General features: G+C 70.5%; 25 protein-coding genes, 1 tRNA gene and 1 pseudogene. 11 read left to right on the forward strand and 16 right to left on the reverse strand.

The annotated features are described in order from the left end of the window. The first annotated feature begins 12 nt into the window (after nt 1-12). Entirely contained in the window at nt 13-699 is a 687-nt protein-coding gene (locus MUB56_RS08475) for a metal-dependent transcriptional regulator (RefSeq protein ID WP_244931462.1), read from the forward strand. A gap of 148 nt (nt 700-847) precedes the next feature. Here the strand turns inward: MUB56_RS08475 and MUB56_RS08480 are convergent, their stop codons facing one another. From MUB56_RS08480 to MUB56_RS08490, 3 genes are all read right to left on the reverse strand, one after another. Continuing rightward, nucleotides 848-1,672, reverse strand: coding sequence for a Sir2 family NAD-dependent protein deacetylase (locus tag MUB56_RS08480; RefSeq protein WP_244931463.1), 825 nt, complete (start codon nt 1,670-1,672; stop codon nt 848-850). Further along, entirely contained in the window at nt 1,669-1,938 is a 270-nt protein-coding gene (locus MUB56_RS08485) for a DUF2277 domain-containing protein (RefSeq protein ID WP_244931464.1), read from the reverse strand. Before MUB56_RS08485 ends, MUB56_RS08480 begins: the two co-directional genes overlap by 4 nt. A 150-nt stretch (nt 1,939-2,088) precedes the next feature. Next, nucleotides 2,089-3,987, reverse strand: coding sequence for a beta-propeller domain-containing protein (locus tag MUB56_RS08490; protein WP_244931465.1), 1,899 nt, complete (start codon nt 3,985-3,987; stop codon nt 2,089-2,091). A gap of 73 nt (nt 3,988-4,060) precedes the next feature. On the opposite strand from MUB56_RS08490, the gene MUB56_RS08495 reads away from it, so the two are divergent. From MUB56_RS08495 to MUB56_RS08505, 3 genes are all read left to right on the forward strand, one after another. Then, entirely contained in the window at nt 4,061-5,215 is a 1,155-nt protein-coding gene (locus MUB56_RS08495) for a saccharopine dehydrogenase NADP-binding domain-containing protein (RefSeq protein WP_244931466.1), read from the forward strand. 218 nt (nt 5,216-5,433) lie between these two features. After that, the gene (locus MUB56_RS08500) at nt 5,434-5,658 is read left to right on the forward strand and encodes a hypothetical protein (RefSeq protein WP_244931467.1); all 225 of its coding nucleotides are present in this window, start codon (nt 5,434-5,436) and stop codon (nt 5,656-5,658) included. Between the two features lie 304 nt (nt 5,659-5,962). Further along, nucleotides 5,963-6,166, forward strand: coding sequence for a cold-shock protein (locus MUB56_RS08505; protein WP_244931468.1), 204 nt, complete (start codon nt 5,963-5,965; stop codon nt 6,164-6,166). 98 nt (nt 6,167-6,264) lie between these two features. Here the strand turns inward: MUB56_RS08505 and MUB56_RS08510 are convergent, their stop codons facing one another. The 3 genes from MUB56_RS08510 to MUB56_RS08520 all read right to left on the reverse strand — a co-directional run bounded on the left by MUB56_RS08510 (nt 6,265) and on the right by MUB56_RS08520 (nt 9,100). After that, nucleotides 6,265-7,203: a hypothetical protein gene (locus tag MUB56_RS08510; RefSeq protein ID WP_244931469.1), complete on the reverse strand. Its 939-nt coding sequence runs from the start codon at nt 7,201-7,203 to the stop codon at nt 6,265-6,267. Between the two features lie 46 nt (nt 7,204-7,249). Then, complete coding sequence (locus tag MUB56_RS08515) at nt 7,250-8,215, reverse strand: hypothetical protein (RefSeq protein WP_244931470.1); 966 nt, start codon at nt 8,213-8,215, stop codon at nt 7,250-7,252. Between the two features lie 219 nt (nt 8,216-8,434). Next, the gene (locus tag MUB56_RS08520) at nt 8,435-9,100 is read right to left on the reverse strand and encodes a TetR/AcrR family transcriptional regulator (protein WP_244931471.1); all 666 of its coding nucleotides are present in this window, start codon (nt 9,098-9,100) and stop codon (nt 8,435-8,437) included. A gap of 80 nt (nt 9,101-9,180) precedes the next feature. Between MUB56_RS08520 and MUB56_RS08525 the strand changes: the two genes are divergently transcribed. After that, the gene (locus tag MUB56_RS08525; RefSeq protein WP_244931472.1) at nt 9,181-10,320 is read left to right on the forward strand and encodes an NAD(P)/FAD-dependent oxidoreductase; all 1,140 of its coding nucleotides are present in this window, start codon (nt 9,181-9,183) and stop codon (nt 10,318-10,320) included. A gap of 115 nt (nt 10,321-10,435) precedes the next feature. Here the strand turns inward: MUB56_RS08525 and MUB56_RS08530 are convergent, their stop codons facing one another. Continuing rightward, nucleotides 10,436-10,675 carry a hypothetical protein gene (locus MUB56_RS08530; protein WP_244931473.1) on the reverse strand — a complete coding sequence of 80 codons (240 nt, stop codon included), beginning with the start codon at nt 10,673-10,675 and terminating at the stop codon, nt 10,436-10,438. 54 nt (nt 10,676-10,729) lie between these two features. Here MUB56_RS08530 and MUB56_RS08535 point away from each other — a divergent pair, with 54 nt between their 5' ends. Continuing rightward, nucleotides 10,730-11,275 carry a hypothetical protein gene (locus MUB56_RS08535; RefSeq protein ID WP_244931474.1) on the forward strand — a complete coding sequence of 182 codons (546 nt, stop codon included), beginning with the start codon at nt 10,730-10,732 and terminating at the stop codon, nt 11,273-11,275. A gap of 36 nt (nt 11,276-11,311) precedes the next feature. Here the strand turns inward: MUB56_RS08535 and MUB56_RS08540 are convergent, their stop codons facing one another. The 5 genes and pseudogenes from MUB56_RS08540 to MUB56_RS08560 all read right to left on the reverse strand — a co-directional run bounded on the left by MUB56_RS08540 (nt 11,312) and on the right by MUB56_RS08560 (nt 15,950). Continuing rightward, nucleotides 11,312-12,547, reverse strand: a complete 1,236-nt coding sequence (locus MUB56_RS08540; protein ID WP_244931475.1) for an IS256 family transposase — start codon at nt 12,545-12,547, stop codon at nt 11,312-11,314. A 279-nt stretch (nt 12,548-12,826) separates the two neighbouring features. Continuing rightward, complete coding sequence (locus tag MUB56_RS25890; RefSeq protein ID WP_280637384.1) at nt 12,827-13,213, reverse strand: helix-turn-helix domain-containing protein; 387 nt, start codon at nt 13,211-13,213, stop codon at nt 12,827-12,829. Nucleotides 13,214-13,423: 210 nt separating this feature from the next. Then, nucleotides 13,424-14,737: a S1 family peptidase gene (locus MUB56_RS08550; protein WP_244931477.1), complete on the reverse strand. Its 1,314-nt coding sequence runs from the start codon at nt 14,735-14,737 to the stop codon at nt 13,424-13,426. Between the two features lie 571 nt (nt 14,738-15,308). Next, nucleotides 15,309-15,449 (reverse strand): annotated as a pseudogene (locus MUB56_RS08555) (IS630 family transposase); the annotation flags it as partial. Nucleotides 15,450-15,877: 428 nt separating this feature from the next. Further along, nucleotides 15,878-15,950, reverse strand: a tRNA-Arg gene (locus MUB56_RS08560). Nucleotides 15,951-16,074: 124 nt separating this feature from the next. Between MUB56_RS08560 and MUB56_RS08565 the strand changes: the two genes are divergently transcribed. Together MUB56_RS08565 and MUB56_RS08570 are read left to right on the forward strand one after the other, a co-directional pair. Next, entirely contained in the window at nt 16,075-17,397 is a 1,323-nt protein-coding gene (locus MUB56_RS08565; RefSeq protein ID WP_244931478.1) for an LCP family protein, read from the forward strand. After that, nucleotides 17,394-17,585, forward strand: a complete 192-nt coding sequence (locus MUB56_RS08570; RefSeq protein WP_244931479.1) for a hypothetical protein — start codon at nt 17,394-17,396, stop codon at nt 17,583-17,585. The genes MUB56_RS08565 and MUB56_RS08570 overlap by 4 nt, the downstream gene beginning before the upstream one ends. A 105-nt stretch (nt 17,586-17,690) precedes the next feature. On the opposite strand, the gene MUB56_RS08575 is transcribed toward MUB56_RS08570, so the two are convergent. From MUB56_RS08575 to MUB56_RS08585, 3 genes are all read right to left on the reverse strand, one after another. Further along, nucleotides 17,691-18,086 carry an MscL family protein gene (locus MUB56_RS08575; RefSeq protein WP_244931480.1) on the reverse strand — a complete coding sequence of 132 codons (396 nt, stop codon included), beginning with the start codon at nt 18,084-18,086 and terminating at the stop codon, nt 17,691-17,693. A gap of 43 nt (nt 18,087-18,129) precedes the next feature. Next, complete coding sequence (locus MUB56_RS08580; protein WP_244931481.1) at nt 18,130-18,792, reverse strand: SAF domain-containing protein; 663 nt, start codon at nt 18,790-18,792, stop codon at nt 18,130-18,132. 65 nt (nt 18,793-18,857) lie between these two features. Continuing rightward, nucleotides 18,858-19,163 carry an FmdB family zinc ribbon protein gene (locus tag MUB56_RS08585; RefSeq protein ID WP_244931482.1) on the reverse strand — a complete coding sequence of 102 codons (306 nt, stop codon included), beginning with the start codon at nt 19,161-19,163 and terminating at the stop codon, nt 18,858-18,860. 94 nt (nt 19,164-19,257) lie between these two features. On the opposite strand from MUB56_RS08585, the gene MUB56_RS08590 reads away from it, so the two are divergent. Further along, complete coding sequence (locus MUB56_RS08590) at nt 19,258-21,867, forward strand: penicillin acylase family protein (RefSeq protein ID WP_244931483.1); 2,610 nt, start codon at nt 19,258-19,260, stop codon at nt 21,865-21,867. 83 nt (nt 21,868-21,950) lie between these two features. On the opposite strand, the gene MUB56_RS08595 is transcribed toward MUB56_RS08590, so the two are convergent. Next, nucleotides 21,951-22,532 (reverse strand): 5-formyltetrahydrofolate cyclo-ligase, encoded by a 582-nt coding sequence (locus tag MUB56_RS08595; RefSeq protein WP_244931484.1) that lies wholly within the window; start codon nt 22,530-22,532, stop codon nt 21,951-21,953. A gap of 61 nt (nt 22,533-22,593) precedes the next feature. On the opposite strand from MUB56_RS08595, the gene MUB56_RS08600 reads away from it, so the two are divergent. Together MUB56_RS08600 and glp are read left to right on the forward strand one after the other, a co-directional pair. Next, nucleotides 22,594-23,976, forward strand: coding sequence for a UTP--glucose-1-phosphate uridylyltransferase (locus MUB56_RS08600; protein ID WP_244931485.1), 1,383 nt, complete (start codon nt 22,594-22,596; stop codon nt 23,974-23,976). Continuing rightward, nucleotides 23,969-25,198: a gephyrin-like molybdotransferase Glp gene (gene glp / locus MUB56_RS08605; RefSeq protein WP_244931486.1), complete on the forward strand. Its 1,230-nt coding sequence runs from the start codon at nt 23,969-23,971 to the stop codon at nt 25,196-25,198. The genes MUB56_RS08600 and glp overlap by 8 nt, the downstream gene beginning before the upstream one ends. Nucleotides 25,199-25,202 lie beyond the last annotated feature (4 nt).

The raw sequence follows: 25,202 nt of genomic DNA on the forward strand, positions 1-25,202 counted from the left end.
ACAATGTGCGGCGTGAGCGATCTGATCGACACCACCGAGATGTACCTCCGGACCATCTACGAGCTGGTCGAGGAAGGCATCGTCCCGCTGCGTGCCCGGATCGCCGAGCGGCTCCACCAGAGCGGCCCGACGGTGTCCCAGACCGTGGCCCGGATGGAGCGCGACGGCCTGCTCACCGTCGAGGGCGACCGCCACCTCGAGCTGACCGACCAGGGTCACCGGCTCGCGACCCGGGTGATGCGCAAGCACCGGCTCGCCGAGCGGCTGCTCACCGATGTCATCGGCCTCGACTGGGAGCTCGTCCACGAGGAGGCGTGCCGCTGGGAGCACGTGATGTCCGAGACCGTCGAGCGGCGGCTGCTGGAGCTGCTCGACCACCCCACGGAGTCGCCGTACGGCAACCCGATCCCGGGTCTGCACGAGCTCGGACAGAGTGAGCTCGGCGAGGACTTCATGACCGACGTCGAGCCGCTGTCCAAGGCGGCCGGCTCGATGGAGGGGCGGGTCCTGGTCCGCCGGATCTCCGAGGAGATGCAGAAGGACGAGGTCCTGATGAGCGCGATGCGCCGGGTCGGCGCGCTGCCGGACAAGACCGTCACGGTCGTGTCGACGCCCGCGGGCGTGCTGGTCGGGTCGGGCGGCGAGACCGCCGAGATCGTGCCCGAGGCGGCCGACCACATCTTCGTCAAGCGGGTCTGACCGGTCTGGACCGGTCGGGGTCGGCGGGTGACCTCCCGTCAGCGACCTCGTTGAGGGGGCATGCATCTGGTCTCCGTGCCCTGTCCGCCCGCTCCCGTCCCACCGGTCGAGGACGACGGCGTGCAGCTGCTCCGCGAGCTCGCCGCCGTCATGACGCGAGCGCACTGAGGAACTCGCTGCACCCCACGTCGAGCCGGTACGTCGCCAGCTCGTCGCCGCGGGTCGCCCCCCGGTTGACGATCACCACGGGGACCCCGGCCTTGGCCGCCCGCCGGACGAACCGGAGGCCGCTCATCACCGTCAGGCTCGACCCCGCGACCAGCAGCACCCCGTCGGACTCCGCCAGCGCGTCGACCGCGGCGTAGCACCGTCCGACCCGTGGGGCCGGGACGTTCTCGCCGAAGAAGACCACGTCGGGCTTGAGTACCCCGCCGCAGCCCTCGCAGCCCGGCACCACGAATCCGGCGGTCTCCTCGAGGTCGACGTCGCCGTCGGGTCGCACCTCGACCGCCACGTGCTGCGTCAGCCAGCCGGGGTTCGCCGCGTCGAGGCGCTCCTGCAGCGCGGCCCGCGTCGAGGTGGTCCGGCAGTCCAGGCACACGACGTCGGCGATCCGCCCGTGCAGCGCCACCAGGCGCCGGCTGCCGGCGCGCTCGTGCAGGCCGTCGACGTTCTGGGTGATCAGCAGCTCGGGGTCGAGGCCGGCCAGCGCGTGGTGGCCGGGGTTGGGATCGGCGCGGCGCATCCGGCTCCAGCCCAGGTGGCTGCGGGCCCAGTAGCGCCGGCGGGCGGGCTCACCCGAGACGAACTCGCCGTACGTCATCGGCATCCGCGCTGGCGAACCCGGGCTGCGGTAGTCGGGGATGCCGGAGTCGGTCGAGAGCCCGGCGCCGGTCAGCACCACCAGCGGCCGGCCGGCCAGCAGCGCGAGAGCCGGCTCGGGGTCCGTCTGCGGGGCTGTCGAGACCGTCAACGGGCGTACCGGACCGCGGCCCGGGCGCGCGCCTTGTCGGCCTCGACGTCGCGGTTCTTCGGCGGTGCGGTCGTCACCAGCGCGTCCAGCAGGTGCTCGGTGAGGTGGGCGATCTCGGCGACCGCCTGGTCGAACGCGGCCTGGTTGGCCTGCGACGGCTTGGTCGTACCGCTGACCTTGCGGACGTACTGCAGGGCCGCCGCGGTGACCTCGCTGCGGGTCGCCGGCGGCTCGAAGTTGTTGAGCGGGCGGATGTTGCGACACATGGCTCGAGGGTACGCCGGGAGCGGGTCTCGATACGCTCGCTGGCGCTCGCTACTCGACCAACGAGGGTTCGTCGGTCGAGTAGCCCCGCGAGGAACGAGAGTTCGTCGGTCGAGTAGCCCCGCGAGGAACGAGCGGGGCGTATCGAGACCTCACACCGCGAAGTACGAAACCTCGGACCCGGTCACCAGCACCACCCGGCCGTCGCCGAGCGGCACGGTGCGGACCTCGTCGACGTCCGAGCCGTGCTCGACCTCCACCATCCGGTTGCTGATCTGCCGGTGGTGCAGGTGCAGGACCGAGACGTAGCCGGTGCGGCCGGCGCGGCCGTAGTCCTCGACGACGGTGAGCACGGTGCGTCGCTCGGGCAGCCAGGTCAGCTGCCGCGGGTCCATCCCGGCGAGCGCCTGGGTGTTGCGGCCGTACGACAGCACGTCGAGGCGCTGCACGTCCGCGAGGTCGGTGACGTTGAAGAAGCCGACCTGCGCGCCCCAGCCTCTCCCGGTGCCGGTGGGGCCCTGGCCGATGCCGATCATCCGGTTCTTGCCGAGCGGGTGGAGGTACTCCGAGAAGCCGGGGATCTTCAGCTCGCCCAGCAGCGTCGGGGCGGCGGCGGTGAGGTCGACGGCGTACAGCGGGTCGACCTGCCGGAAGGTCACCACGATCGCCAGTCCGTCGAACCAGCGCACCGACCGGATCTGCTCGTCCACCCCGAGCTTGTCGAGACGGCCGACCTCGACCAGCCTCGGGCCGTCCTGCTCGAGGGTGAGGACCGAGTTGAAGTTGCCGGTCAGCTGGGTCGGGCCGACCGCCAGCCGCAGCACGCCGCCCTGCTCGTCCATCGCCCAGCGGTCGGCGACCTGTCCGTCCACGCGACCGCTGGCGAGGTACGTCGTGCTGGTGCCGTCGAGGGCCAGGTCGTGGATCGTGGTGCTGCCGCCCAGCCCGGAGACGGACGTTTGGCGGGGACCGCGTCCGATGAAGCAGCAGTCCTCCCAGCCGGTTCCGTGGCCGGTCGCGAGGTAGAGGTGATCGGCCGAGAAGTAGGCGACGTCGGCTGCGGCGGCGAGACCCTGGACGCTGCGCTCGGTCGGTTCGTCCGCCTCGAAGCCGACGACGGCCAGGGTGTCGAGCCCGGCGGCCTCCTCGGGGAGCGCGACCGCGGAGCAGTCGAGGAGCGGGCGGACCGGCTCGGCGTCGTCGGCGATCGTCGGCAGCCAGTCCTCGATCGTCGTCTCGCGGACCAGCCGTCGGTTGGCGCGGGCGGCCTGCCGGTCGGTCCGGCTGCGCCGGGGCTGGACGAAGGGCAGGCCGGGCAGCCCGGAGGCGACCACGACCCGGACCACGCTGCCGTGCAGTCGCGCGGCCACCAGGCGGGCGTCGTACTCGGAGGTCGCGGTGAGCGCAGGCCCGGCGGGGTCAGCCAGGTCCACGGTCAGGACCCGGGTGGACCCGTCGTCCTGGGCGGCGACGACCGTCGCGGTGTCGCCGGAGAGCAGCAGCTCGCCCTGCCGCGCCCGGCTGAGGACGAGGCGCCCGAGCTCGGCGGGGGCGCTGCCGCCGCTGACGTCGTACGTCGTCAGTACGCCGTCGTCGAGCCGGACCAGCAGCTCGCCGTCGGTCTTGACCACGTCCGGCTCGTCGACCCCGGACTCCTGGACGTTGGTGCCGCTCTCCTCGCTGGTGGCCCGCTGCGAGGCGGGGGCCTTGGCGGCCGATCTCATGGACTGAGCGCTGGCCGGGAGCGGCGTCGCCATGTCCGCTGCCAGGTTGCCCGTGAGGCTGCGGAACAGTGCGCCGTCGTACCCCTGGTTCCAGCCCCACGGGCCGACCAGCTCGAGGGCCCGGCCGACGTAGGCGTCGAGCAGCGTGTCGCAGTCGTCGGCGAAGCCCACCGGCGCGCCCGGGGCCGCGACGGGCACCGGGTCGGCACCGGCGGCGAGCGTCTGCCCCGTCGGTGCGTCGGAGCCGGTCACGACCGTGCCGGCGAGAAAGGCGGCCGCGAGGGCGGCGGTGGCACCGAGGACGAGGAGCGGGCGGAAGCGGAGCATGGGGCTCGGACGTCGGGTCGGTCCGGCCGGTTCCCGCCCGGCCGTGTCGATGAGGGGTGGCAGCATGGCCGGCATGCCTGCTGCCCCCGATCTGGACCTGGTGCTCTTCGGCGCCACCGGCTTCACCGGCGCCCTGACCGGCGAGTACCTCGCCCGGAACGCCCCCACCGGCCTGCGCTGGGCGCTCGCGGGCCGCAACCCCGAGAAGTTGGCGGCGGAGCGCGACCGGCTGGGCGTCGAGGTCGAGCTCCTGCACGCCGACGTGACCGACCCGGCCTCGCTCGCCGACCTCGTCGCCCGCACCAAGGTCGTGATCAGCACCGTCGGGCCCTACCTGGAGTACGGCGAGCCCCTGGTCGCCGCGTGCGCCGAGGCCGGCACCGACTACGTCGACCTCACCGGCGAGCCCGAGTTCGTCGACCGGATGTACGTCGCCCACCACGCCACCGCCCAGCGCACCGGTGCCCGGATCGTGCACGCGTGCGGCTTCGACTCGATCCCGCACGATCTCGGCGCCTTCTACACGGTGCAGGAGCTCGCCGCAGCCGGACCCGTGACCGTCCGCGGGGTGGTCCGCGCCGGCGGCACCTTCTCGGGCGGCACCTTCCACTCCGCGCTGGAGCAGTTCGCGCGGGCTCGACAGCTGCGGGAGGCGGCCGCCGCCCGGCGCCGGGCCGAGCCGCGGCCGGAGGGCCGCTCGTCGCGGGCGGTGGGCGGCAAGCCGCACCGGGATCCCGTGCTGGGCTTCTGGCTGGTGCCGCTCCCCACCATCGACCCGTTCGTGGTGGCACGCAGCGGCGCGGCGCTGCCGTCGTACGGTCCGAGGTTCCGCTACTCCCACTACGCCGGCACCAAGACGCTGCGGTACGCCGTGGGCGGGGCCCTCAGCGTGGGCGCGGTGGCGCTGGCCGCGCAGGTCCGCCCGCTGCGCAACCTGCTGCTGGACCGGGTGCCCCGGGGCGAGGGACCCGACGAGCGGCGCCGGGAGCGCGCCTGGTTCACCGTCGACCTCGTCGGCGAGGGCGACGGCCGCACCGTCCACACCCGGGTCTCCGGGGGCGACCCGGGGTACGACGAGACCGCGAAGATGCTCGCCGAGTCCGCGCTCTGCCTGGCCTTCGACGACAACCCGCCGACGGCCGGTTCGGTGACGACCGCCCAGGCGATGGGAGAGAACCTGCTCATCCGGCTCCGGGCCGCCGGCCTCCGGTTCGAGACCGTCGACTAGTCGGGGCACTTCGCGAAATGGAAGAAACCCGCTGGTGTCTCGGGTCACCAGCGGGCTTCGAGGACGACTTTAAGTGCCGCTCTGAGGGTGCGTCCCGGAAATTCCGTCTGCCGGACAGGGTGGTCCAGACCGCTGGTTGCTCGCCGAGGGGTCGGGGCAGGAAACGCCGGCCGGACCGGTGGGGCCGGCCGCTTCGAGGTGAGAGCGGAAGGGACGAGATGGGGGACCACGACCGGAGCCTGCGCTTCCGGCTGCCGCGCGGCGACGGGCTCGTGGTGCAGCGACTGCTGAGCCGCGACGGCTTCGCCGTCGAGGGCCCGGACGGTCGACCGCTCGACCACCGTGCCGAGCTGAGCGTCGTGGTCGAGACCGAGGGCCGCGAGGCCCGGGTCCGCGAGGTGATCGCCCGCTGGGCACCCGGTGCGACCCTCCTCAACCGGTGAGCCCGGCCAGCCGGTTGCCGACGATCCAGCCCATGCCGAGTGCGGAGAGCAGCCCGTTGCCGGACCGGCAATCGTCCGAGGACACGCCGGCGAGATCGCAGACCGTGCCGCCGAAACACCGAACCCGCGACCGATGGCGTACGCTGATCGTGTTGAAGGGATGGCTCGTGAGTCATCCTTGCCGCACACGATGTCGCGGCTCGTATCTCGTACTCCTGGTTTCGGTTCGCTGGACATCAGTGCAGGTGGATGTCTTCAGCGCCTCGTGGGCACGACGCCCTCGACAGAAACAAAGGACACAATCATGGCTCAGGGCACCGTCAAGTGGTTCAACGGCGAGAAGGGCTTCGGCTTCATCGCCCAGGATGGCGGCGGCGAGGACGTGTTCGTCCACTACTCCGCGATTCAGACCAGCGGCTACAAGTCGCTCGATGAGAACCAGAAGGTCGAGTTCGATCTCGCCCAGGGCCCCAAGGGTCCGCAGGCCGAGAACGTCCGCATCGCCTGATTTTCACCCAGGAAGGGCCCCGACCGCGTAAGCGGTCGGGGCCCTTCTGCTTGGTCCGGCAGTGCCGGCCGTGCTCAACCGATCGAGACCGGTTGCGACTACGGAGCGCTCGTCACGGTCACGGCCGCGTCCGAGGCGTCCCCGGTCGAGTAGACGTACGTCGCCGCAGCGGTGTCACCGAGCTGGGCACGCAGCCACAGCGCCGCCCACCGGGCGGTGACCGCGATGCTCGTGGCCTGGCTCAGGCTCTGGCTGTTGACCTCCGCCTCGGCGCCACTGGGGTTCTGGACGTCGGTGATGCCGTAGTGGTTGGCACCGGTCACGCGCACGATCTGCTTGTGGCCGTTCGCGATCTTGGTGTAGCTGGTCTCGGCCTGGGCGGGCTCGGCCATGCCGTCGGACTGACCCTGGACGAGCTGCACCGGGATCTGGTTGTCGATGGTGGGGTAGATCCCCAGGATCGCGTTGTTGGTGCCGTAGAACGACCCGGCCTTCACCGCCGAGGGGAGGTCGAAGGACAGGGTCGTGCAGAACGGGATCGAGCACTTGTCCTCGGCGATGCTCAGACCGGTCGCGCCACCGAAGGAGTGGCCCAGCAGGACCATCGTGTCGGTGTCGATGCGGTCGTGCAGCGGAGAGGCCGCCGAGGCGTTCTCGGCGGCCATCCACGACAGCGTCTCCGCGACCTGGCTGGTCGAGGTGTAGTAGTCGTGGTCGAAGAAGTTGAGACGCTTGTGGTTGGGCGTCACGACGATGAAGCCGTACGACGCCACGGCTGCGGCGTACTGGCTGTAGTACTGGCGGTGCACCTTGCCGCCCTGGAGCAGCAGGGCGACGGGCAGCTCGCCGACGGCGTTCGTCGGGTAGTGGACGCCGGTGCCGTCGTTCTTGATCTTGCTCTGGTACGACGAGACCGCTGCCGGCTCGATCGGCGACGAGGGGTCCGCCTTCGCGATGCTCGGTGCTGCCACGGTCACCGTGGCGGCCAGTACGAGAGCAGAGAGAGCGCGCAGGGGGAGGGCGCTGAATCTGGACATGCTGATTCCCTTTCTGGGGGGGGTGTGGCCTGGAGGGGCGGTGGAGTCAGCGGATCGGTGCGGCGAGGGGGAGGCTCAGGTCGACGAGCGACTTCACCTTGGTGCCGCAGGTGGCGACCACGTTCGCGTCGGTGCAGTAGTACGCCGACGTGTGGCTCCCGGTCGCCAGGTCCTTGGCCCAGGTGGCGGCGAAGTCGCGCAGCCGAGCGGTCTGGGTCGCGTTGGCGGTGCAGGTCGCGCCGGCGATGCCGATGATGTCGGTGTCCTCGCCCTCGACGTCGATGTGGCAGCTGCCGCCCGACGGGATGCCGAGGGTGTACTTGGCCCACACGAGCTGGATGCCGACGTAGTCGCTGTCGAGGCCGACCAGGGCCTCGGCGGAGTTGTTGAACAGGTTGGTGACGCTCGGGCGAGCGGTCACGGCGAGCACCGGACGGGTGGCGCTGTCCGAGATGGCCTCCAGGTTCGCGGTGAAGCCACCGCTGGCGACCGGGTCGAAGAGGATCGCGCCCGCGAAGTTGCTGTAGCCGTTGGCGTCGATCCGGGCGCCGAGCTCGCTGGCGAAGTGACCGCCGGCCGAGTGGCCGCCGACGATGTAGCGCTGCGGCAGCGTCTTGCCCGACGGGGGAGTGAGGGCGCGCTGCGTCAGCAGGTCGCCGAGGTCGGCGGCGAGCTCGGGGTTGCCGGCGGTCATGTCACCGTTGACGCACAGGACCATCACGCCCTGCTCGGCGATCGCCTTGCTGGTCCCGCGCAGGTTGCCGCAGCCGCGGCTGAACCCGTGGTTGAGGACCATCAGTGCCGAGGCGCTGCCCTGGGGCAGGTACCAGTCGGCGCTGTGGCTCTCGCCGTCGATCACGATCTGCGTGTTCACGCAGGTGCTGCTCGTCGAGGCGTAGTTGTTGCACGCCACGTCGACGGCCTGGGCGCCCGGCGCCAGGCCGATCAGCCCGCCGAGCATGGTGCCCGCGGCCAGGAGGCTCGCGAGGGCGGCCTTCAGATGGGTCTTCATCAGCTCACACCGATGGTCGTGATGCGGCACTGCCCGCATCCCCAGCGGAACCTAGGGCTCGCAGATCAGCGAAGATATATTTCATATTATCGCTAATAAGACCGTTATCGAATCGTGATGCGTTCCCGGCGGCGTACGGACCTGCGGACGGCAGTTGGAGCGAATCGCGGGGCGGACGGAAGTGAGCGGGAGCGCGGCCGGTCAGGGCTGCTCCGCGGTTCAGCGTCTGCTGGCGATGCCGGCCAGGAAGATGTCCACCCCGGCGAGGAACTGCTCGCGGTCGTCATGCTCCTTCAACAATGCTGCGCCCTGCTGGGCGATGGGGTCGGGGTCGTGCTCTGCCCATGTGGCCGCCAGCGCCTCCAGGTACGCCTTCCGATCTGCGGCGTCCGGGACGCTCAGCGCGCCGGCGGCATGTTGCGCTGCCGAGCCGAGGACGTAGTTGACGAGTGCCGACCCGGCATCGGACAGCGCGGACCCGCTCACGCCCACGCGGTGAAGGTGCGACCCCACGGCCTTCCAGATCCGGAGGACGGCCGGCTGCAGGGGTTCGCGGGCGAGCTGCGCTCCGACCCAGGGATGGGCGTTGATCGCGTCGAAGATCCCCAACGCCAGCGCCCGGATGGCCGCGCTCGGATCCCCATCGCCGTCGGCGCCCGCCACCACGCGACCGATGATGGCGTCGGTGGCCGCGGCGAGAAGCTCTTCCTTGCTGGAGACGTGGTGGTAGATCGCGCCTCGGCCGGTCGCGAGGTGCGTCGTCAGCGCCCGGACCGTGAGGTTGCTCTCTCCTGCGCCGTCGAGCAGCTCGATGGTCGCCTCGACGATCCGCTCGCGCGTGAGCGCATCGGAACGCCTCGGGCTTCGCGACGCTGAGCTGGCCATGGGCTCATGTTGACAGCCGTTGGACCCGTGGTCCAAACTCCGTCCATTGGACCGTTGGTCCAATCTCTCGAAAGGACCTCATGACCACCCCAGTCACCATCGTCGGAGCGGGCCTCGGCGGCCTCACGCTCGCCCGCGTCCTGCACCTCAACTGCATACCCGTCTGCGTCTACGACGCGGACGCGTCCCGTGATGCCCGAACGCAGGGTGGCCAGCTCGATCTGCACGAGCACAACGGTCAGCTCGCGCTGGAGATCGCCGGGCTCACGGAGGAGTACCGCGCGATCGTCCACCTGGGCGGCGGCGCCCAGCGCGTGCTCAACCAGCACGGCACGGTGCTCGTCGAGGTGCCCGACGACGGATCCATGGCGAGTCCCGAAGCCCTGAGGGGCGACATCCGGCGGATCCTCCTGGACTCCCTGCCGGACGGCACGGTCCAGTGGGGGAAGAAGGTCCTCTCCACCGGCTCGCTCGGCGATGGCCGGCACGAGCTCGCCTTCGCGGACGGGTCGAGTGTCATCGCCGACGTACTGGTCGGGGCCGACGGTGCCTGGTCGAGGGTCCGACCGCTGCTCTCCGCCGAGAAGCCCACGTACGCCGGGATGAGCTACGTCGAGACCTACCTGCACGACGTCGAGGCGCGCCACGCCACGACGGCCGCGACCGTGGGTGACGGCGCCATGTACGCCCTGACTCCCGGCAAGGGCTTCCTCGCCCACCGCGAGGCCGGCGACATCATCCACACCTACGTCGTCCTCCACCGCCCGGTCGAGTGGTTCGCCGACATCGACTTCGCCGACGCCGAGGTCGCCAGGACGCGCGTCGCCGCCGAGTTCGAGGGATGGGCTCCGGAGCTCACCGCCCTGATCGCCGACGGGGAGACCGGACCGATCCTCCGCAGCATCTACCAGCTCCCCGACCGCCACCGGTGGGCGCGGGTCCCCGGAGTGACGCTCCTCGGCGACGCGGCGCACCTGACCCTCCCGGGCGGTGAGGGGGCGAACGTCGCGATGCTCGACGGCGCTGAGCTCGGACAGTCGATCGCCGCACATCCCGACGACATCGAGGCGGCCTTCGCCCACTACGAGGAGGAGATGTTCCGTCGCAGCGAGGCCGAGGCCATTGCCGCGCACGAGACCATCGAGCTCATCTTCGGCGCGAACGCACCCCGCGGCCTCGTCGACCTCTTCACCGAGGACGAAGGCGCCGAGACCGAGTAGCGCCGCGCGGGTCGAACCTCATCGACACGGCGACCGCTTGTGCGCCGTTCTTGCAGGTCAGAGCGACGGCGTAGAGGACAGCGCGCAACTGCTGGCGGTCGATGTCGAAGTGTCGTCAGGCGGGCCGCAGACGATCGACGCCGAGAAGAAGGTTCAAGCCTTCCTCGTTGACGTCGCGGACGTCCACTAGCCATTGAACGAGAACGCGCAAGACCTCGACCAGATGGACGCCGCCGTACGTGCTCACGTCGCGGAGAGCTGGCCTCACATCGTCCAGTGGAATCAGCGGATCGCCGAGGGCTTTCAGCCAGCGCCAGGGAGTGGACTGGCTCTTGACGACGAGCAGACGCCTCACGTCCGAGTGTCCACTCTCTGCTGGCTGAGTCTCGCGACTGGCTCGAACAACTTGATGGCCACGGTCCGCTACCTCAACGAGTTCGGCCCCACCGTGCTGGCCATGCAGTCCCTGTTGCGCACTGCCATCTGGGGAGGAGCTCAAACCGTGTGGTTGCTTGCGGAGGATGATCGCGCGAAGCGGCTGGAGCGGGCGACCCGAGTTCAGTACTACTCCGACGACAACTACCGGGAGTGGCTGAATACGTATGCGGCCGATCCCGCTGCAGTTCGGGCCCGGGACAAGGTCATCGAGAAGTTGGGTGACCTAGGGAAGCAGGCCAAGGTCGACCAGACAACGGTCGTTCAGAAGGTCCCTGGGCTCGTGTTTGCCGATCAACCCGAGGCCGTTCGTGAGTCCGAGCAGGCCTGGCGAGAATTGGGATCAACAGCGCACGCACTTCCATGGGAGATCGACACCCGCGTCACCTCGGAGAGGACCTCTCTCCCGGCGCCAAGCGGGCACATCACTCGCCAAGTCACGGCTCGATGGGCGGAGATCGGGAGTCACCTCGGGTTCGCCTACGCCTTCCTGAGTAAGGGATGGGGTCAAGTCCGGTGACGTGGTGTACGAGGTCTGATCCCTCGTTGTTGTAGTTCAGGCCGTGAGGGCCGCGATGGTGGTGGGCTCGGTGCTCACCTCCGGGGTGGTCTGGGAGCGGGTGAGGACGTCGAGTCCGAGGTAGCGGCGGCCTTCGGCCCATTCGTCGTGTTGCTCGGCCAAGACGGCGCCGACGAGGCGGACCAGGCTGGCCCGGTCGGGGAAGATCCCGACGACGTCGGTGCGGCGGCGGATCTCGCGGTTGAGGCGCTCGTTGGGGTTGTTCGACCAGATTTGACGCCAGATCTCCTTCGGGAACGCGGTGAAGGCCAGGATGTCCGCGCGGGCTTCTTCGAGGTGCTCGGCCACGGTGGGGAGTTTGTCGGCGAGGGCGTCAACGACGCGGTCGAACTGGGCGTGGGCCGCGTCGGCGTCGGGCTGGTCGTAGACGCTGTGCAGTAGCGCCTTGACCCACCCCCAGCTGCTCTTCGGGGTCGTGGACATCAGGTTCGCCGCGTAGTGGGTCCGGCAGCGCTGCCAGCTGGCGCCGGGCAGCGTGGCACTGATCGAGTTGACCAGGCCGGCGTGGGCATCTGAGGTGACGAGCTTGACCCCGGACAACCCACGGGCGGTGAGGTCGCGGAAGAACGCCAGCCAACCGGCACCGTCCTCGCTGGTAGTGACCTGCACGCCGAGGACCTCGCGGTGGCCGTCGGCGTTCACGCCGGTCGCGACCAGGGCGTGGACCGGGACGACGCGCCCGCCTTCGCGGACCTTCAACACCAATGCGTCAGCCGCGACGAAGGTGAACGGGCCGGCGTCGGCGAGCGAGCGGGTGCGGAACTCCTCAACGTGCGCGTCGAGGTCCTTGGCCATCTCACTGACCTGGCTCTTGCTGAGCGTGGTGATCCCGAGGGACTGCACGAGCTTGTCCATCCGCCGTGTGGGGACGCCGAGGAGGTAGCAGGTCGCGACCACCGACGTGAGCGCTCGTTCGGCCCGCTTGCGGCGCTCAGGGAGCCAGTCGGGGAAGTAGGAGCCCTCGCGAAGCTTGGGGACCGCGACGTCGATCGTGCCGGCGCGGGTGTCGAAGTCGCGGTGGCGGTAGCCGTTGCGACGGTTGACCCGCTCCGGCGAAGTGGTGCCGTAGACGGCGCCGCACACCGCGTCGGCCTCGGCCGAGAGAAGGGTGTTGATGAAGGTCTGCAGCAGCTCGCGCAGCAGATCAGGCGAGGCCTGCGCGAGCTGTTCCTCGAGCAGGCGGGCAGGGTCGATACTGGGGTTGACGGTCACCGGGAGGTGTCCTTTCGAGAGTGCCGTAGGAAGTTCACTCGAAGGATCACCCGGTGGCCGTCGTCTACTTCGACAGCGACACGCTCACCGGGATCCGTACACCACTCTGCCGGACGTCACTAGGGATGGGCGCTTCTCGACGAACGCAACAACCTCGAACCGTCTCGCTCTCGGTAGGTCGCCGAGTCGCCGCAAGCGAACCCCCGCCCAGGTCGAGGACGCCAGCACGGCGTTGCGGGCCGGCGAACTGTGCCTCGATCGCGCCGCCGGCTGACCGCATCAGGCCGGGGCCATGTGCGCGCCGGGCGTGTGCCTGAAGGTGCGACGGAAGACGTCGATGAACGCGCTGGTCGATGCACATCCGCACTGGTGTGCCACCGCGGTCACTGGCGTGTGCTCGGCCAGCAGGATGAGCGCCCGGCGCAACCGGAGCTGCGTGCGCCACTGCGGAAACGTCATTCCCAGGTCGCTGCGGAACAACCGCGACAAGGTCCGTATGGCGCGACCACCAGGAGCTACGCGCCCCGCTCCCCCGAGGCAAGTTGACGCAGCGGCTGCGGAAGTGGGCTGCCGTACGGTGAAGTGCTGCGAGAGCCCGTGGAGTCCGCGGCGCGGGCTCTGCCGAGGCTTCCAGGTGCCGGTCCGGGTCGTCGTCAACGTCGACACCTACCGCGCCATGCCACCGACCTACCGGTCGTGGGCTGGACCGCCCTGGAGACGCGCTTGATCGACAACGCCGCGGTGGACACGCCGACCCCGGGCCGACCTGCCCGACCTTCCGTTGAGCCGTCTCAGGGCACGACTCTGGGAAACGCGCGATGCCGCCGGCTGTTGCCGGCGGCATCACGGTGAGCTGAGCGGTTTACTCGTTCACGGTCATCCCATCATGAGGTTCGCGCTCAGCCGGGCTTCGACCGCCCCGATCCTGGTGAGGAGGGAGCCCTCGGAGTTGTGGCCATTGTGGATCCCGAAGGCGGTGCCTCCGTTGAACCAAGGCCCGCCGCTGTCACCCAGGTTATCGATCGTCTGCCAGGTCTGTGCGAGTCGGCACACGGTCACTGGGACGCCCGTCTCCGGCCAGGCCCCGTTGATACACCTCTCCGGGGTGACGACCTGGGCGCAGACATACTGAACGGTCCACGCGTTCAGGCAGATGATCGCGTTGTCCGGCGGGTTCGCCATGCTCGTGACCGTGCGGAGCTCGTTCGCGGCCCTCCACTGGAACTGCGGGAGGGTGTTGTGGGGGGACAGTGTGCGGTGGAACTGAAGGTCGATGAGGTTGCCGTTGTCCGCGACTGCGTTCGCGACGAAGTCGATGATGCCGCCGACGTTTCGGTACGTCACGTTGTTATAGCAGTGCCTCGCCGTAACGAAGCCGTGTTGCCCCCCGCGCACTGCGGTGAACCCGGTCGTGCAGTCGTGCACGCCCCCTAGATAGGTGCCACGTCCGCCCACGACGTTGTTCGTCCACGTCATGGGCTCCGCATCCACCCCCCTCAACTCCACCTCGAGGTCGGGGAGGCTGCTTGCTTCGCGGGCCGCCTTCGTGACCGCGGCGTGGATGGTGGTCAGCTCGTTGTCGCTGATCTGGGCGCGAGGGTTGAACGTGACCTCGATGCCGCTGCGCGCCTCGTTGAGGGAGGCGCCGATGCCCGTCACCTCGTCGAACTCGCGCAGCGCCCTGAGTGCTGCTCCTGACGCGGCCGTCGTTGCATCGGATGTGAGGGCCGGCCCGCCGAACGTCACCTCAGTGTTCCCACTGATCTTCGACAACGTAGCGATGATGTCTTCGCTCGGGCGCGAGGTGAGCTCGATGAGGAAGTCTGCTTCGGACTTGTCTCCTTCGACGACCACACGGGCATGAACGAAGAGGTCAGGGTGCGCGAGCTCAATCTCGGTCGCGGCGAGGGCGAACTCGTTCTGCATGCCGGCATCCTGGGCAGTCAGGGGCTCCCCATCGGCCTGAGATGAGTACTGCTCGGCGTCTTGCGCGAGCGCCTTGCTGACCTCGACCGGCTGGCCGGTTCCTTCGACGAGAAGGGAGTCCAGGTCGGCGGCCGGAATCGCCGGCGTCCTCAGGACCTCCGCCTGCTCTCCGGCCGGGGTGTCGCTTGCCGTCGCCGCGGCGTATAGGGCGCCGGGTAACAACGCCATTGCGACCGCTGCGGCCGCCATCCGTCTTGCGGTCATGTTCCCTACCTGGGGGTCGAGGATTAGGTGTGTTCGCTCGACCGTATTGTCAGACCAGCGTGCCGAATAAGGCTCCTACCTACGTCGACACAGAAATCACCGGACCTTGTACGACGGATGACAACAATATGGGCAGCGCGCGCCTTAGCGGGCGCGAATGCCTCTCATGCGGCCCGGGACACCCGCCTTCGGTCGGACACCTGGTGCCGTTGGCTCGTTACCCAGGCGCGCGGATCTCGGCATTGCTGCCGCCGGCCGCAGTTGTGCGCGAGGCCGGCGTGCGATGGGGCCGCAGCAAACGCGGCGCCCGGTCGCGATGCAGGCAGGGATGGCGTCGCGGCGCCCGATTGCGTTGGCCGCGGCGAGGTCGATCTCGTAGCACGTGCCGTCCAAGGCAAGTGAACGGCCTCCCCGCGCAACGAATTTCCGTAAGGGCGCCACCTCGAGACAGATGTCTGGATCTGCCGCGCCCCGCGCGATGCTCATGCCGGCCGGCCGGCCGGCCGGTCAGGTGCCGGTGTTCGAAGGAGAACGCGATTTGTCGCCCCTCTTCGTCGTGGCCCTCAGTATTCTATTGGCGCGCATTTGAAATAGTTGGACGGTTGGCCTTCGCGAGGACCTGGTCGGCGGTCTTGGTCCAGACGAAGGCGTGGGAGCGGTCGTTCCAGCCGTCGATGAAGGTCCGGATCTTGGCGTTGAGGTCACGTACGGCCTTGAAGACCTCGCGGCGGATGGCTGCAGGACATCGTCAACGCGCTGGCCCGCCCCGACATCACGCACTAACCCGAATGACTGAACTCAGGTCAGGCAAGACCACGCGGCACCCGCCGTACCGGGCGTGAACCTCGGAGGAGCGCGCCGTCGGTGCAGCAGGCGGCGGGTTTCGGCGGGTCAGCGGCGGCGATCCCCGCGGTCGGCGTACTCATGCATCTTCCAGGGGTCCGCTGCCGACGTCGCTGTGTCCGGCCGTTGACGGCTGCTTGCGATCGTCAGCGGGTGCGCCGTCGGGAATACGCCGCGAAGTTGGGCTCCGACCCCGAACCAGAAGCCCATGCACGCAGGTGCTGCGCCGTCTCTGTGTCGACTGCTTTGCAACCGTTTCCGCAGGTCAGAGCACCTGCGGGCGGGTGGCGAAAGGAGTGCCCCAGGCAGGAATCGAACCTGCGACCTTTCGCTTAGGAGGCGGCTGCTCTATCCGCTGAGCTACTGGGGCCTCATCGGCGCCGGACATCTTGTCATGGCGCGGTTTTGACCTACTCGCCGGTCGTGATCACCATTTGTCATGCACCCGTAGGTTCGCAGGGCGCGCCACCCGCCCCATCCCCTGGAGTACCCGCATGCCCGATGGCCCCGACGGCCAGCCTGCCGAGCAGGCCGACCAACCGGTGCTCGACGACCCCACGGCAGGGTCCGGCGGCCGACGCAGGGGATCGCGCCGGGGCAAGACGCGCAAGCGGCACACGGTCGGCAAGGTGCTCCTGGTGACGGTCGTCGTGCTCGGCATGATCACCGGGCTCGGGACGGTGTGGCTCTACCGCGACCTCAACCACAACATCGAGGTGCTCGACGTCGGCGGCCAGCTCTACGACGAGCCGGAGAAGCCGGAGTCGACGGAGCCCGAGGAGCCGCTCAACATCCTGGTGATGGGCTCCGACGACCGAGACGGTGCCGGCAACAACATCGACGGCCTGACCGGCGCCGGTCAGCGCTCCGACACCACGTTGCTGTTCCACCTCTCGGGGGACCGGAAGTCGGCGTACGGCGTCAGCATCCCGCGCGACTCGCTGGTGACCCGCCCCGACTGCATCGGCGAGAACGGCAAGACCATCGAGGGCGCCGACAACGCGATGTGGAACGAGGCGTTCGCGCTGGGCGGGCCGGCGTGCACGATCCAGCAGTTCCAGACCCTCACCGACGTCAAGGTCGACCACTTCGTCGTCGTCGACTTCGCGGGCTTCAAGGACATGGTCGACGCCATCGACGGCGTCCCGGTCTGCATCCCCGAGGACATCACCGACCCCGCCCACGACATCAACATCCCCGCCGGCTCCCGCGAGATCGAGGGCAAGGAGGCGCTGAACTACGTCCGGGCGCGCTACACCCTCGGCGACGGCTCCGACATCGGCCGGGTCAAGCGCCAGCAGGCGTTCATCGCGGCGATGGCCAACAAGGTCGTCTCCGGTGGCGTGCTCGCCCGCCCCGACCGGCTGATCGGCTTCCTGCGCGCCGCCACCAAGTCGCTGACGGTCGACCCGGGGCTCGACAACGTGGTCAAGCTCAGCAAGGTCGGCCTGGGCTTCAAGGACATCGGCCTGAAGAAGGTCCGCTTCATCACCATCCCGTGGGCCTACGACACCCGCGAGCAGTATCGCGGCCGGGTCGTGTGGACCGAGGACGCCCAGCTGGTCTGGGACCGGATCCTCGACGACCGGCCGATGTCGCGCAACCTCGACACCGGCACCATCGACGCCGCCAACGTCCCCGGCTCGCCCGGCACCTCCGGCAGCCCCTCGGGCGGCGAGTCCCCGTCGGGCGGCGAGTCCCCGTCGGGCGACGAGTCCCCGTCGGGCGACGAGTCGCCGTCGGGCGACGGATCTGGCGGGAGCGAGCGCGACGAGGCGGAGCGGGCCACGCTCGTGGCCGCCGGGCTCTGCACGTGAGCGACGGCGACGCTCGTCCCCAGCGCCCGGAGACGGAGTGGGAGCGTCGGAAGAGGCTGGCCGAGGTCTTCGGTGACGCGCTCCCCGAGACCACCAAGGACGAGCGGGACGACGAGAGCCCCCGCGAGCGGGGCGACGCCGGCGACGCGTGGCTGCGCGCGCAGGTGCCGCCCCACCACGGCGGCTAGCTGAGACGCGCCAGCGGATCAGCTGATGGTGGTCGAGCGAGACGCGCGACCGAGGAACGAGGTCGCGACCGTCGTGTCGAGACAGATCCTGCGTGCGGGAGCCGCCTAGCTGAGCGGGGTGTCCGAGGTGCTCGTCGTACGACCCTGCTGGGTCGCGAGCAGGTCGCGGATCTCCTGGAGCAGCTTGATGTCCTCGGGCGTGCCCGCCGGGGCGCTCGGGAAGTAGCGCTCCTTGGCCTTGGTGTACGGCGTGACGATGAAGAAGTACACGACCGCCGACAGGATCAGGAACGAGATCAGAGCGGTGAGCCACACGCCGACGCCGACGCCTCCGGGCTCGTAGTTGGAGAAGTCGGGCGTGCCCCCGACCTTCCCGATGATGTCCATGATCAGGGCGACGGTCGCGGTGACGACCGTCGCGAAGGCGCCGCCGATGATGAACGCGACCGCGAGCTCGACCAGGTTGCCGCGCAGGATGAAGTTCTTGAAGCCGCCGAGCATGGGGATACTCCTTCGAGCCGAGAGAAGAGCGGGCCCTCGCAGGCTAGACCCGCCACGCGTAGCTGAGGAACAGTCTCGCGGCCGCGTCGGCGATGACGGGTACGTCGTCGGGCCGAGCGCCGACGACCACGAGCCGGCCGCCGAGGGCGGTGCCGCCGGTGCCGCCGTGCTCGGCCGGGCCGGCGGGCAGGGCCAGCACGGGCACCTCGGCGGCGACCAGGGTCGGCTTCCCGCCCTGCGGGTCGGCCGCGACCAGGTCGACCACGTCGCCGACCCGCAGCAGGCCGGCCATGCCGGCGTCCGGCAGCCGCACGGGCAGCGCGACCCGGCCGGGGTGACCCTCGGTCAGCGCCGGGCCGACGAGTCGTACGTCGGTGACCGGCTCACCGCGCCGCAGCGGGGAGGCGAGCACCCGGCCGACCGCCTCGGTCGCGAGGTCGTCGGGAGCGGTGCCGGGGGCGAACGCGGCGGTGGCCAGGTCACCCGGCGCAAGCACCCGACCGGCCGGGACGTCGCGGGCGGCGACGGTCACCGGCACGGTCGCGGGCGGGGGCGCCGCGGAGGCCTGGAGTCCGGCGGCCACGGCCACGGCCGCAAGAGCGGCGGCCAGCAGGCGGCGGTGCGCCAGCACGGCGCGGCGTACGGACCTCAGGGCACGCAGGGCCCGCAGAGGGCGGCGGGCGGACGGCGCGACGTCGGGGAGCATCCCCCGACGCTAGGAGGGATCGGCAGGCGCTGCCCGCGTCCTCCACAGGCCCAGCGGGTGAGACGTCAGTCGGCGGACTTCGCCGCGGCCGGCGCGGCGGGCTTGCTCTCGCTCTTCGTCTCGGTCTTGGTGCCCGAGCCGCTGCTCGACGCGCTGCTGGAACCGTCCGTCGAGCTCGACGTGGACGAGGAGCTCGTGCGGCTGTCGGTGCGGTAGAAGCCTGAGCCCTTGAACACCACGCCAACCGCGTTGAAGACCTTCCGCAGCCGTCCGGTGCACTCGGGGCACACCGTCAGGGAGTCGTCGGAGAAGCTCTGGACCTGCTCGAAGGCGTGGGCGCACTCGGTACAGGCGTACTGGTAGGTCGGCATCGTGGCTCCGGGCTCGTGCTGGTGGTGCGAGGAGGTTGCTGGCACTCGACTTGTGCGAGTGCCAATCATAGAACACAGGCACAATGACCGGGCGATGACCAGCTCCCCCTCGGACGACCTCGACCCCCGCGGACCGACCCGGTGGTGGGCCGCCTTCCGCGCCTGGCCCCGTGGGGCGCGGGTGACGTCGTACCTCATCGTCGGTCTGGTGCTCGTGCTCGTCGCAGGTCTGGCGACCGTGGTCGCCGTGGCCCGCCGACCGCTGCCCCAGGACGAGGGGCAGGCGCTCGTCGCCGGCCTCGAGGGCGAGGTCGAGGTGGTCCGCGACGAGCACGGCATCCCGCAGCTGTACGGCGACTCGATGACCGACCTGGTCCGGGCCCAGGGCTACGTGCACGCCTCCGAGCGGTTCTTCGAGATGGACGTACGCCGGCACGCCACCGCCGGGCGGCTCGCGGAGCTGTTCGGCGAGGACGCCGTCGAGAGCGACTCCTACGTGCGGACCATGGGCTGGCGCCGGGTCGCCGAGCAGGAGCTGGCGCTGGTGCGCCCGGACACGCGGGCGCTGCTCCAGGCGTACGCCGCCGGGGTCAACGCCTACCTCGACGAGCACTCACCGGGGCAGATCGCGGTCGAGTACACCGTCCTCAACCTCGGCGGGCTCGGCTACGCCCCCGAGGACTGGACGCCCGTCGACTCGCTGGCCTGGCTCAAGGCGATGGCCTGGGACCTCCGCGGCAACATGCAGGACGAGGTCGACCGGGTGCTCGACCGTTCGGCCGTCGGTGCGTCGCGGATGCGCGAGCTGTACCCGGCGTACCCCCTCGCCGAGCACGACCCGATCGTCGGCCAGGGCGCCGTCGTGGACGGTGTCTTCGAGCAGGACGCCACGACGGGCGGCACCCGCAAGCCGCTGCGTCCGGCGTGGACCGCCGACCAGCGGGCCGCCCTGCGCGGGGTCCGCGACGGCCTGGACCGGATGCCCGCGCTGCTCGGACGCGGCGACGGGATCGGCAGCAACAGCTGGGTCGTCGACGGCGAGCACTCGGCGACCGGTGCGCCGCTGCTCGCGAACGACCCGCACCTCGGCGTCGGCATGCCCGGGGTCTGGATGCAGCTGGGGCTGCACTGCCGCACCGTCTCCGAGGACTGCCCGCTCGACGTCGCCGGCTTCACCTTCTCCGGCGTACCGGGCGTGATCATCGGCCACAACGCCGACGTCGCCTGGGGCTTCACCAACCTCGGTCCTGACGTCACCGACCTCTACCTGGAGCAGGTCCGCGGCGACGAGTGGAGGTACGACGGCGCGTGGCGTCCGCTCCGCACCCGCACCGAGACCATCGAGGTCGCCGACGGCGAGGACGTCGAGCTGACGGTCCGCTCGACCGGGCACGGTCCGATCCTCTCCGACGTCGCCGACGAGCTCGCCGACGTGGGGGAGCAGGCCAGGCAGGGGCGCGAGTTCGCCGTGTCGCTGGCCTGGACGGCGCTGGAGCCGGCGCCGACCGCGGACGCGATCCTCGACCTCAACCTCGCCCACGACTGGGACTCGTTCCGATCGGCACTGTCGGCGTTCGCCGCGCCGTCGCAGAACGTCGTGTACGCCGACCGCGACGGTCACATCGGCTACCAGGCCCCCGGGCGGATCCCGATCCGGAAGTCCGGCAACGACGGCAGCCTGCCGTCGGCCGGTTGGCGGCCCGAGAACGACTGGACCGGCGAGTACGTCCCGTACGACGGACTCCCGAACGTGCGCGACCCCGACGAGGGGTTCCTGGTGGCGGCCAACCAGGCCGTGATCGGCGCCGACTACCCGTACCACCTCACCGACGACTGGGACCACGGCTGGCGCTCGCAGCGGATCCGCGACGTGCTGACGGAGTCCGGGCCTGTGACGGTGAAGTCGATGCTCGACCTCCAGCTCGACGACCGGCACCCGTTCGCCGAGCGGCTCACGCCGTACCTCCTCGACGTGGAGCTGCCCCGGGGCTACTGGTCGGGGGGACAGCAGCTGCTGCGTGACTGGGACTTCGACCAGTCCGCGGACAGCGGAGCGGCGGCGTACTACAACGTCGTCTGGCGCAACCTGCTCGAGCTGACCTTCCACGACGAGCTGCCCGAGGACCAGTGGCCCGACGGCGGGCAGCGGTGGTACGCCGTGGTCGCGCGGCTGCTCGAGCGTCCCGGCAACGCCTGGTGGGACGACGCCACGACCGACGACGTCGTCGAGGACCGCCACGCGATCCTGGAGCAGGCGTTGCGCGCCGCGCGCGACGAGCTGACGCGGCACCAGTCGCGGGACCCCGCGGGCTGGGACTGGGGCCATCTGCACCGGCTGGAGCTGCGCTCGCCGACGCTGGGGGAGTCCGGCATCGGACCGGTCGAGCGGCTGGTCAACCGCGACGGCTGGGAGGTCGGCGGCGGCATCGGGACCGTCGACGCCTCGGCGTGGGACGCCGCCGAGGGGTACGCCGTCACCTCCGCCCCGTCGATGCGGATGGTGGTCTCGCTCGACGACCTCGACGACTCCCGGTGGATCAACCTCACCGGCGTCTCCGGCCACCCGGCCAGTGACCACTACACCGACCAGACCGACCTGTGGGCCCGCGGCGAGTCCCTCGCCTGGCCCTTCTCACCCGCCGCCGTCGAGGCCGCGTCCGTGCACGTGCTCACCCTGGTGCCGGGCGAGAGCGAAGGCGGTTGAGTCGGGACCCTGTGCAGTTGAGTCGGGAATTGCGCGCCAGAGATTCGGACTGAACTCCCGACTCGACGGTCAGGACTCCGGACTCAACGGAAGTGGGTGATGCCTGCGGGGGAGGCGGCTGCCATGACCGGGCGGTCGTGCGGCTCGGCGGGGACGTCGAGGCCGACCTCCTCGTCGTGCAGCAGCACGCAGGTGAAGGTGCCTACGGGGACCCGGGCGAGAGCGCGGTCGTACGAGCCGCCGCCGCGGCCCATCCGCAGACCGGCGCGTGAGACGGCCAGACCGGGGACCAGGACGACGTCAGCGGTGGCGACCGCGTCGACGCCGAGCCGGTCGACCGGTTCGAGCAGCCCCATCCGGGCGGCGACGAGCGAGGAGTCCCCGCGGTAGGTGCCCCAGTCCAGGTCGCCGTCGGGCAGCAGCACCGGCAGCACCACCCGCCTCCCTGCGTCGGCCAGGGCGCGCAGCAGCAGGCCGGTGCCGGGCTCGGTGCCGATCGAGACGTACGCCGCCACGGTGGCGGCGCGTCGTACCTCCGGCGCGGCGAGGAGGTGCTCGGCGATCTGCCGGCCGACCTCGCCCACCTCGACGAGGGGTCGGCGGTTGCGCGCGGTGAGCAGCTGGTCGCGCAGGGCCAGCTTCTGGGCCGACGTGGGGGAGGTCACCTGCTGGTCTTTTCCGGTAGCGATTGCCTGCGGTCCACCCCGCGAGCCTACGATCGGAGACATGGGTAGCCCAGGCCTGCACAAGGCTCGCGACAAGATGGCAGCCGAAGGCGTCGACCCGGTCGCCATCGACACCTTCGCGCACTACTACCGGCTCCTAGAGCACGGTGAGACGGGCATGATCCCGGAGTCGACGATCGAGCCGATCGACATGGAGGCGCTGGCCGACGTCGAGGTCCCCGACGACGTCGCCGCCGCGGCGATCCGCAGCACCGCGGTGATCAAGCTCAACGGCGGGCTCGGCACCTCGATGGGCATGGACCGCGCGAAGTCGCTGCTGTGCGTGCGCCGCGGCCTGTCGTTCCTCGACATCATCGCCCGCCAGGTGCTGCACCTGCGCAAGCAGTACGACGCGACGCTGCCGCTGATCTTCATGGACTCCTTCCGCACGTCGGCCGACACCATGGCCGCGCTCGCGCGCTACGAGGAGCTGCCGGTCGCCGGGCTCCCGATGGAGTTCCTGCAGAACAAGGAGCCGAAGCTCCTCGCCAAGGACCTCTCCCCGGTCAGCTGGCCGAAGGACCCCGAGCTGGAGTGGTGTCCGCCCGGGCACGGCGACCTGTACACCGCGCTGCGCGGCACCGGCCTGCTGGACCAGCTGATCGCGGCCGGCTACCGCTACGCCTTCGTCTCCAACTCCGACAACCTCGGCGCCGTTCCCGACGCGCGGGTCGCCGGCTGGTTCGCCGCCACCGGCGCGCCGTTCGCGATCGAGGCGGTTCGTCGTACCCCCTCGGACCGCAAGGGCGGCCACTTCGCGCGCCGCAAGGGCGACGGCCGGATCGTGCTGCGCGAGACCGCGCAGACGCTGGACGCCGACCAGGAAGCGCTGGCCGACCTCGACCGGCACCGGTTCACCTCCACCAACAACCTGTGGTTCGACCTGGCCGCGATGAAGTCGGTGCTCGACCAGCGCGACGGCATCCTCGGGCTGCCGCTGATCCGCAACGTCAAGAACGTCGACCCCGGCGACAAGTCCACCCCCGAGGTGATCCAGGTCGAGACCGCCATGGGTGCGGCGATCGAGGTCTTCGAGGGGTCGACGCTGATCGAGGTCACCCGCGAGCGGTTCGTGCCGGTGAAGACCACCAACGACCTGCTGGTGCTGCGCTCGGACGTCTACGACATCGGTCAGGACTTCGTGCTCGACCAGGTCGCCGACGCCATCCCGTTCATCGACCTCGACGGCAAGCACTACAAGCTGGTCGGCGAGTTCGACAAGCGCTTCCCGGACGGGGCCCCGTCGCTGAAGCAGGCGACGTCGCTCACCGTCGAGGGCGACTGGACCTTCTGCCGCGGCGTGCAGGTCGTGGGCGAGGTGGCGCTGGAGTCGTCGTCGGCCCAGCGGGTCGGCGCCGACACCGTGCTCTCGTCCGATGCCTGACGCCCCGGACACCGTCGAGCAGCACCTGGACCGGGTGCTGCGCGACCTCGATCCGCTGCCGGTCTTCCCGCAGTCGCTGATGGACACCCTCGGGCTGGCGTGTGCCGAGGACGTCACGGCCCAGGTCGCGCTGCCGTCGTTCGACAACTCCGCGATGGACGGGTACGCCGTCGTCGCGCACGACGTCGCGACGGCGACCGAGGAGTCGCCGGTGCACCTGCCGGTGGTCGGCGAGATCGGCGCCGGCAACGCCCAGCTGCTCGCGCTCGCGCCCGGCACCGCCGTCAAGATCATGACCGGCGCGCCCGTGCCCGCGGGTGCGGACGCGGTCGTGCCCTATGAGTGGACCGACCGCGGGGTCGCCCAGGTGGCGATCAGCCGGGCACCGAAGCCGGGCCAGCACATCCGGCCCGCCGGTGAGGACGTCGCCGTCGGTGACCTGGTCGTCGAGCGCGGCACGGTGCTCGGTCCCCGGCACCTCGGCCTGCTGGCCTCGATCGGCCGGGCGACGGTCCGCTCCCGGCCCCGGCCGCGGGTGGTGATCCTGTCGACCGGCACGGAGCTGCGCGAGCCCGGCGTACCTCTCGGTCACGACTCGATCTACGACGGCAACTCGTTCCTGCTCGCCGCCGCCGCGCGCCGCGCCGGCGCGCTCGCCTACCGGGTCGGCATCGTCCCGGACGAGCCGGAGGCCTTCCTGTCCGCGCTGGAGGACCAGCTGGTCCGCGCCGACGTGGTCGTCACCTCCGGCGGCGTCTCGCAGGGCGACTTCGACGTGGTCAAGGAGGCGCTGGCGCCGAGGGGCGTGTGGTTCGGCCCGGTCGCGATGCAGCCCGGCAAGCCGCAGGGCTTCGGGTTCGTCGGCGAGGACAACACCCCGATCTTCACGCTGCCCGGCAACCCGGTCTCGTCGTACATCTCCTTCCAGCTGTTCGTGCTGCCCGCGCTGCGCAAGCTGATGGGCATGACTCCCTGGTCCCGCCCGACGGTGCCGGCCCGGCTGACCCACGCGGTGACCTCGCCGGCGGGCCGGCGGCAGTTCCTGCGGGGGGAGTACGTCGCCGAGGCCGGCGCCGCCACGGTCGCGCCGGTCGGCGGACCGGGATCGCACCTGGTCGGCGACCTGGCCTCCTCCAACGCGCTGATCGTGATCGCGGAGGACACCACCTCGCTGGCGGCGGGCGCGCAGGTGGACGTGCTGCCGCTCGATCTGGACTACTGATCCC

This window comes from Nocardioides sp. W7, from assembly GCF_022919075.1.
Classification (GTDB): Bacteria; Actinomycetota; Actinomycetes; order Propionibacteriales; family Nocardioidaceae; genus Nocardioides.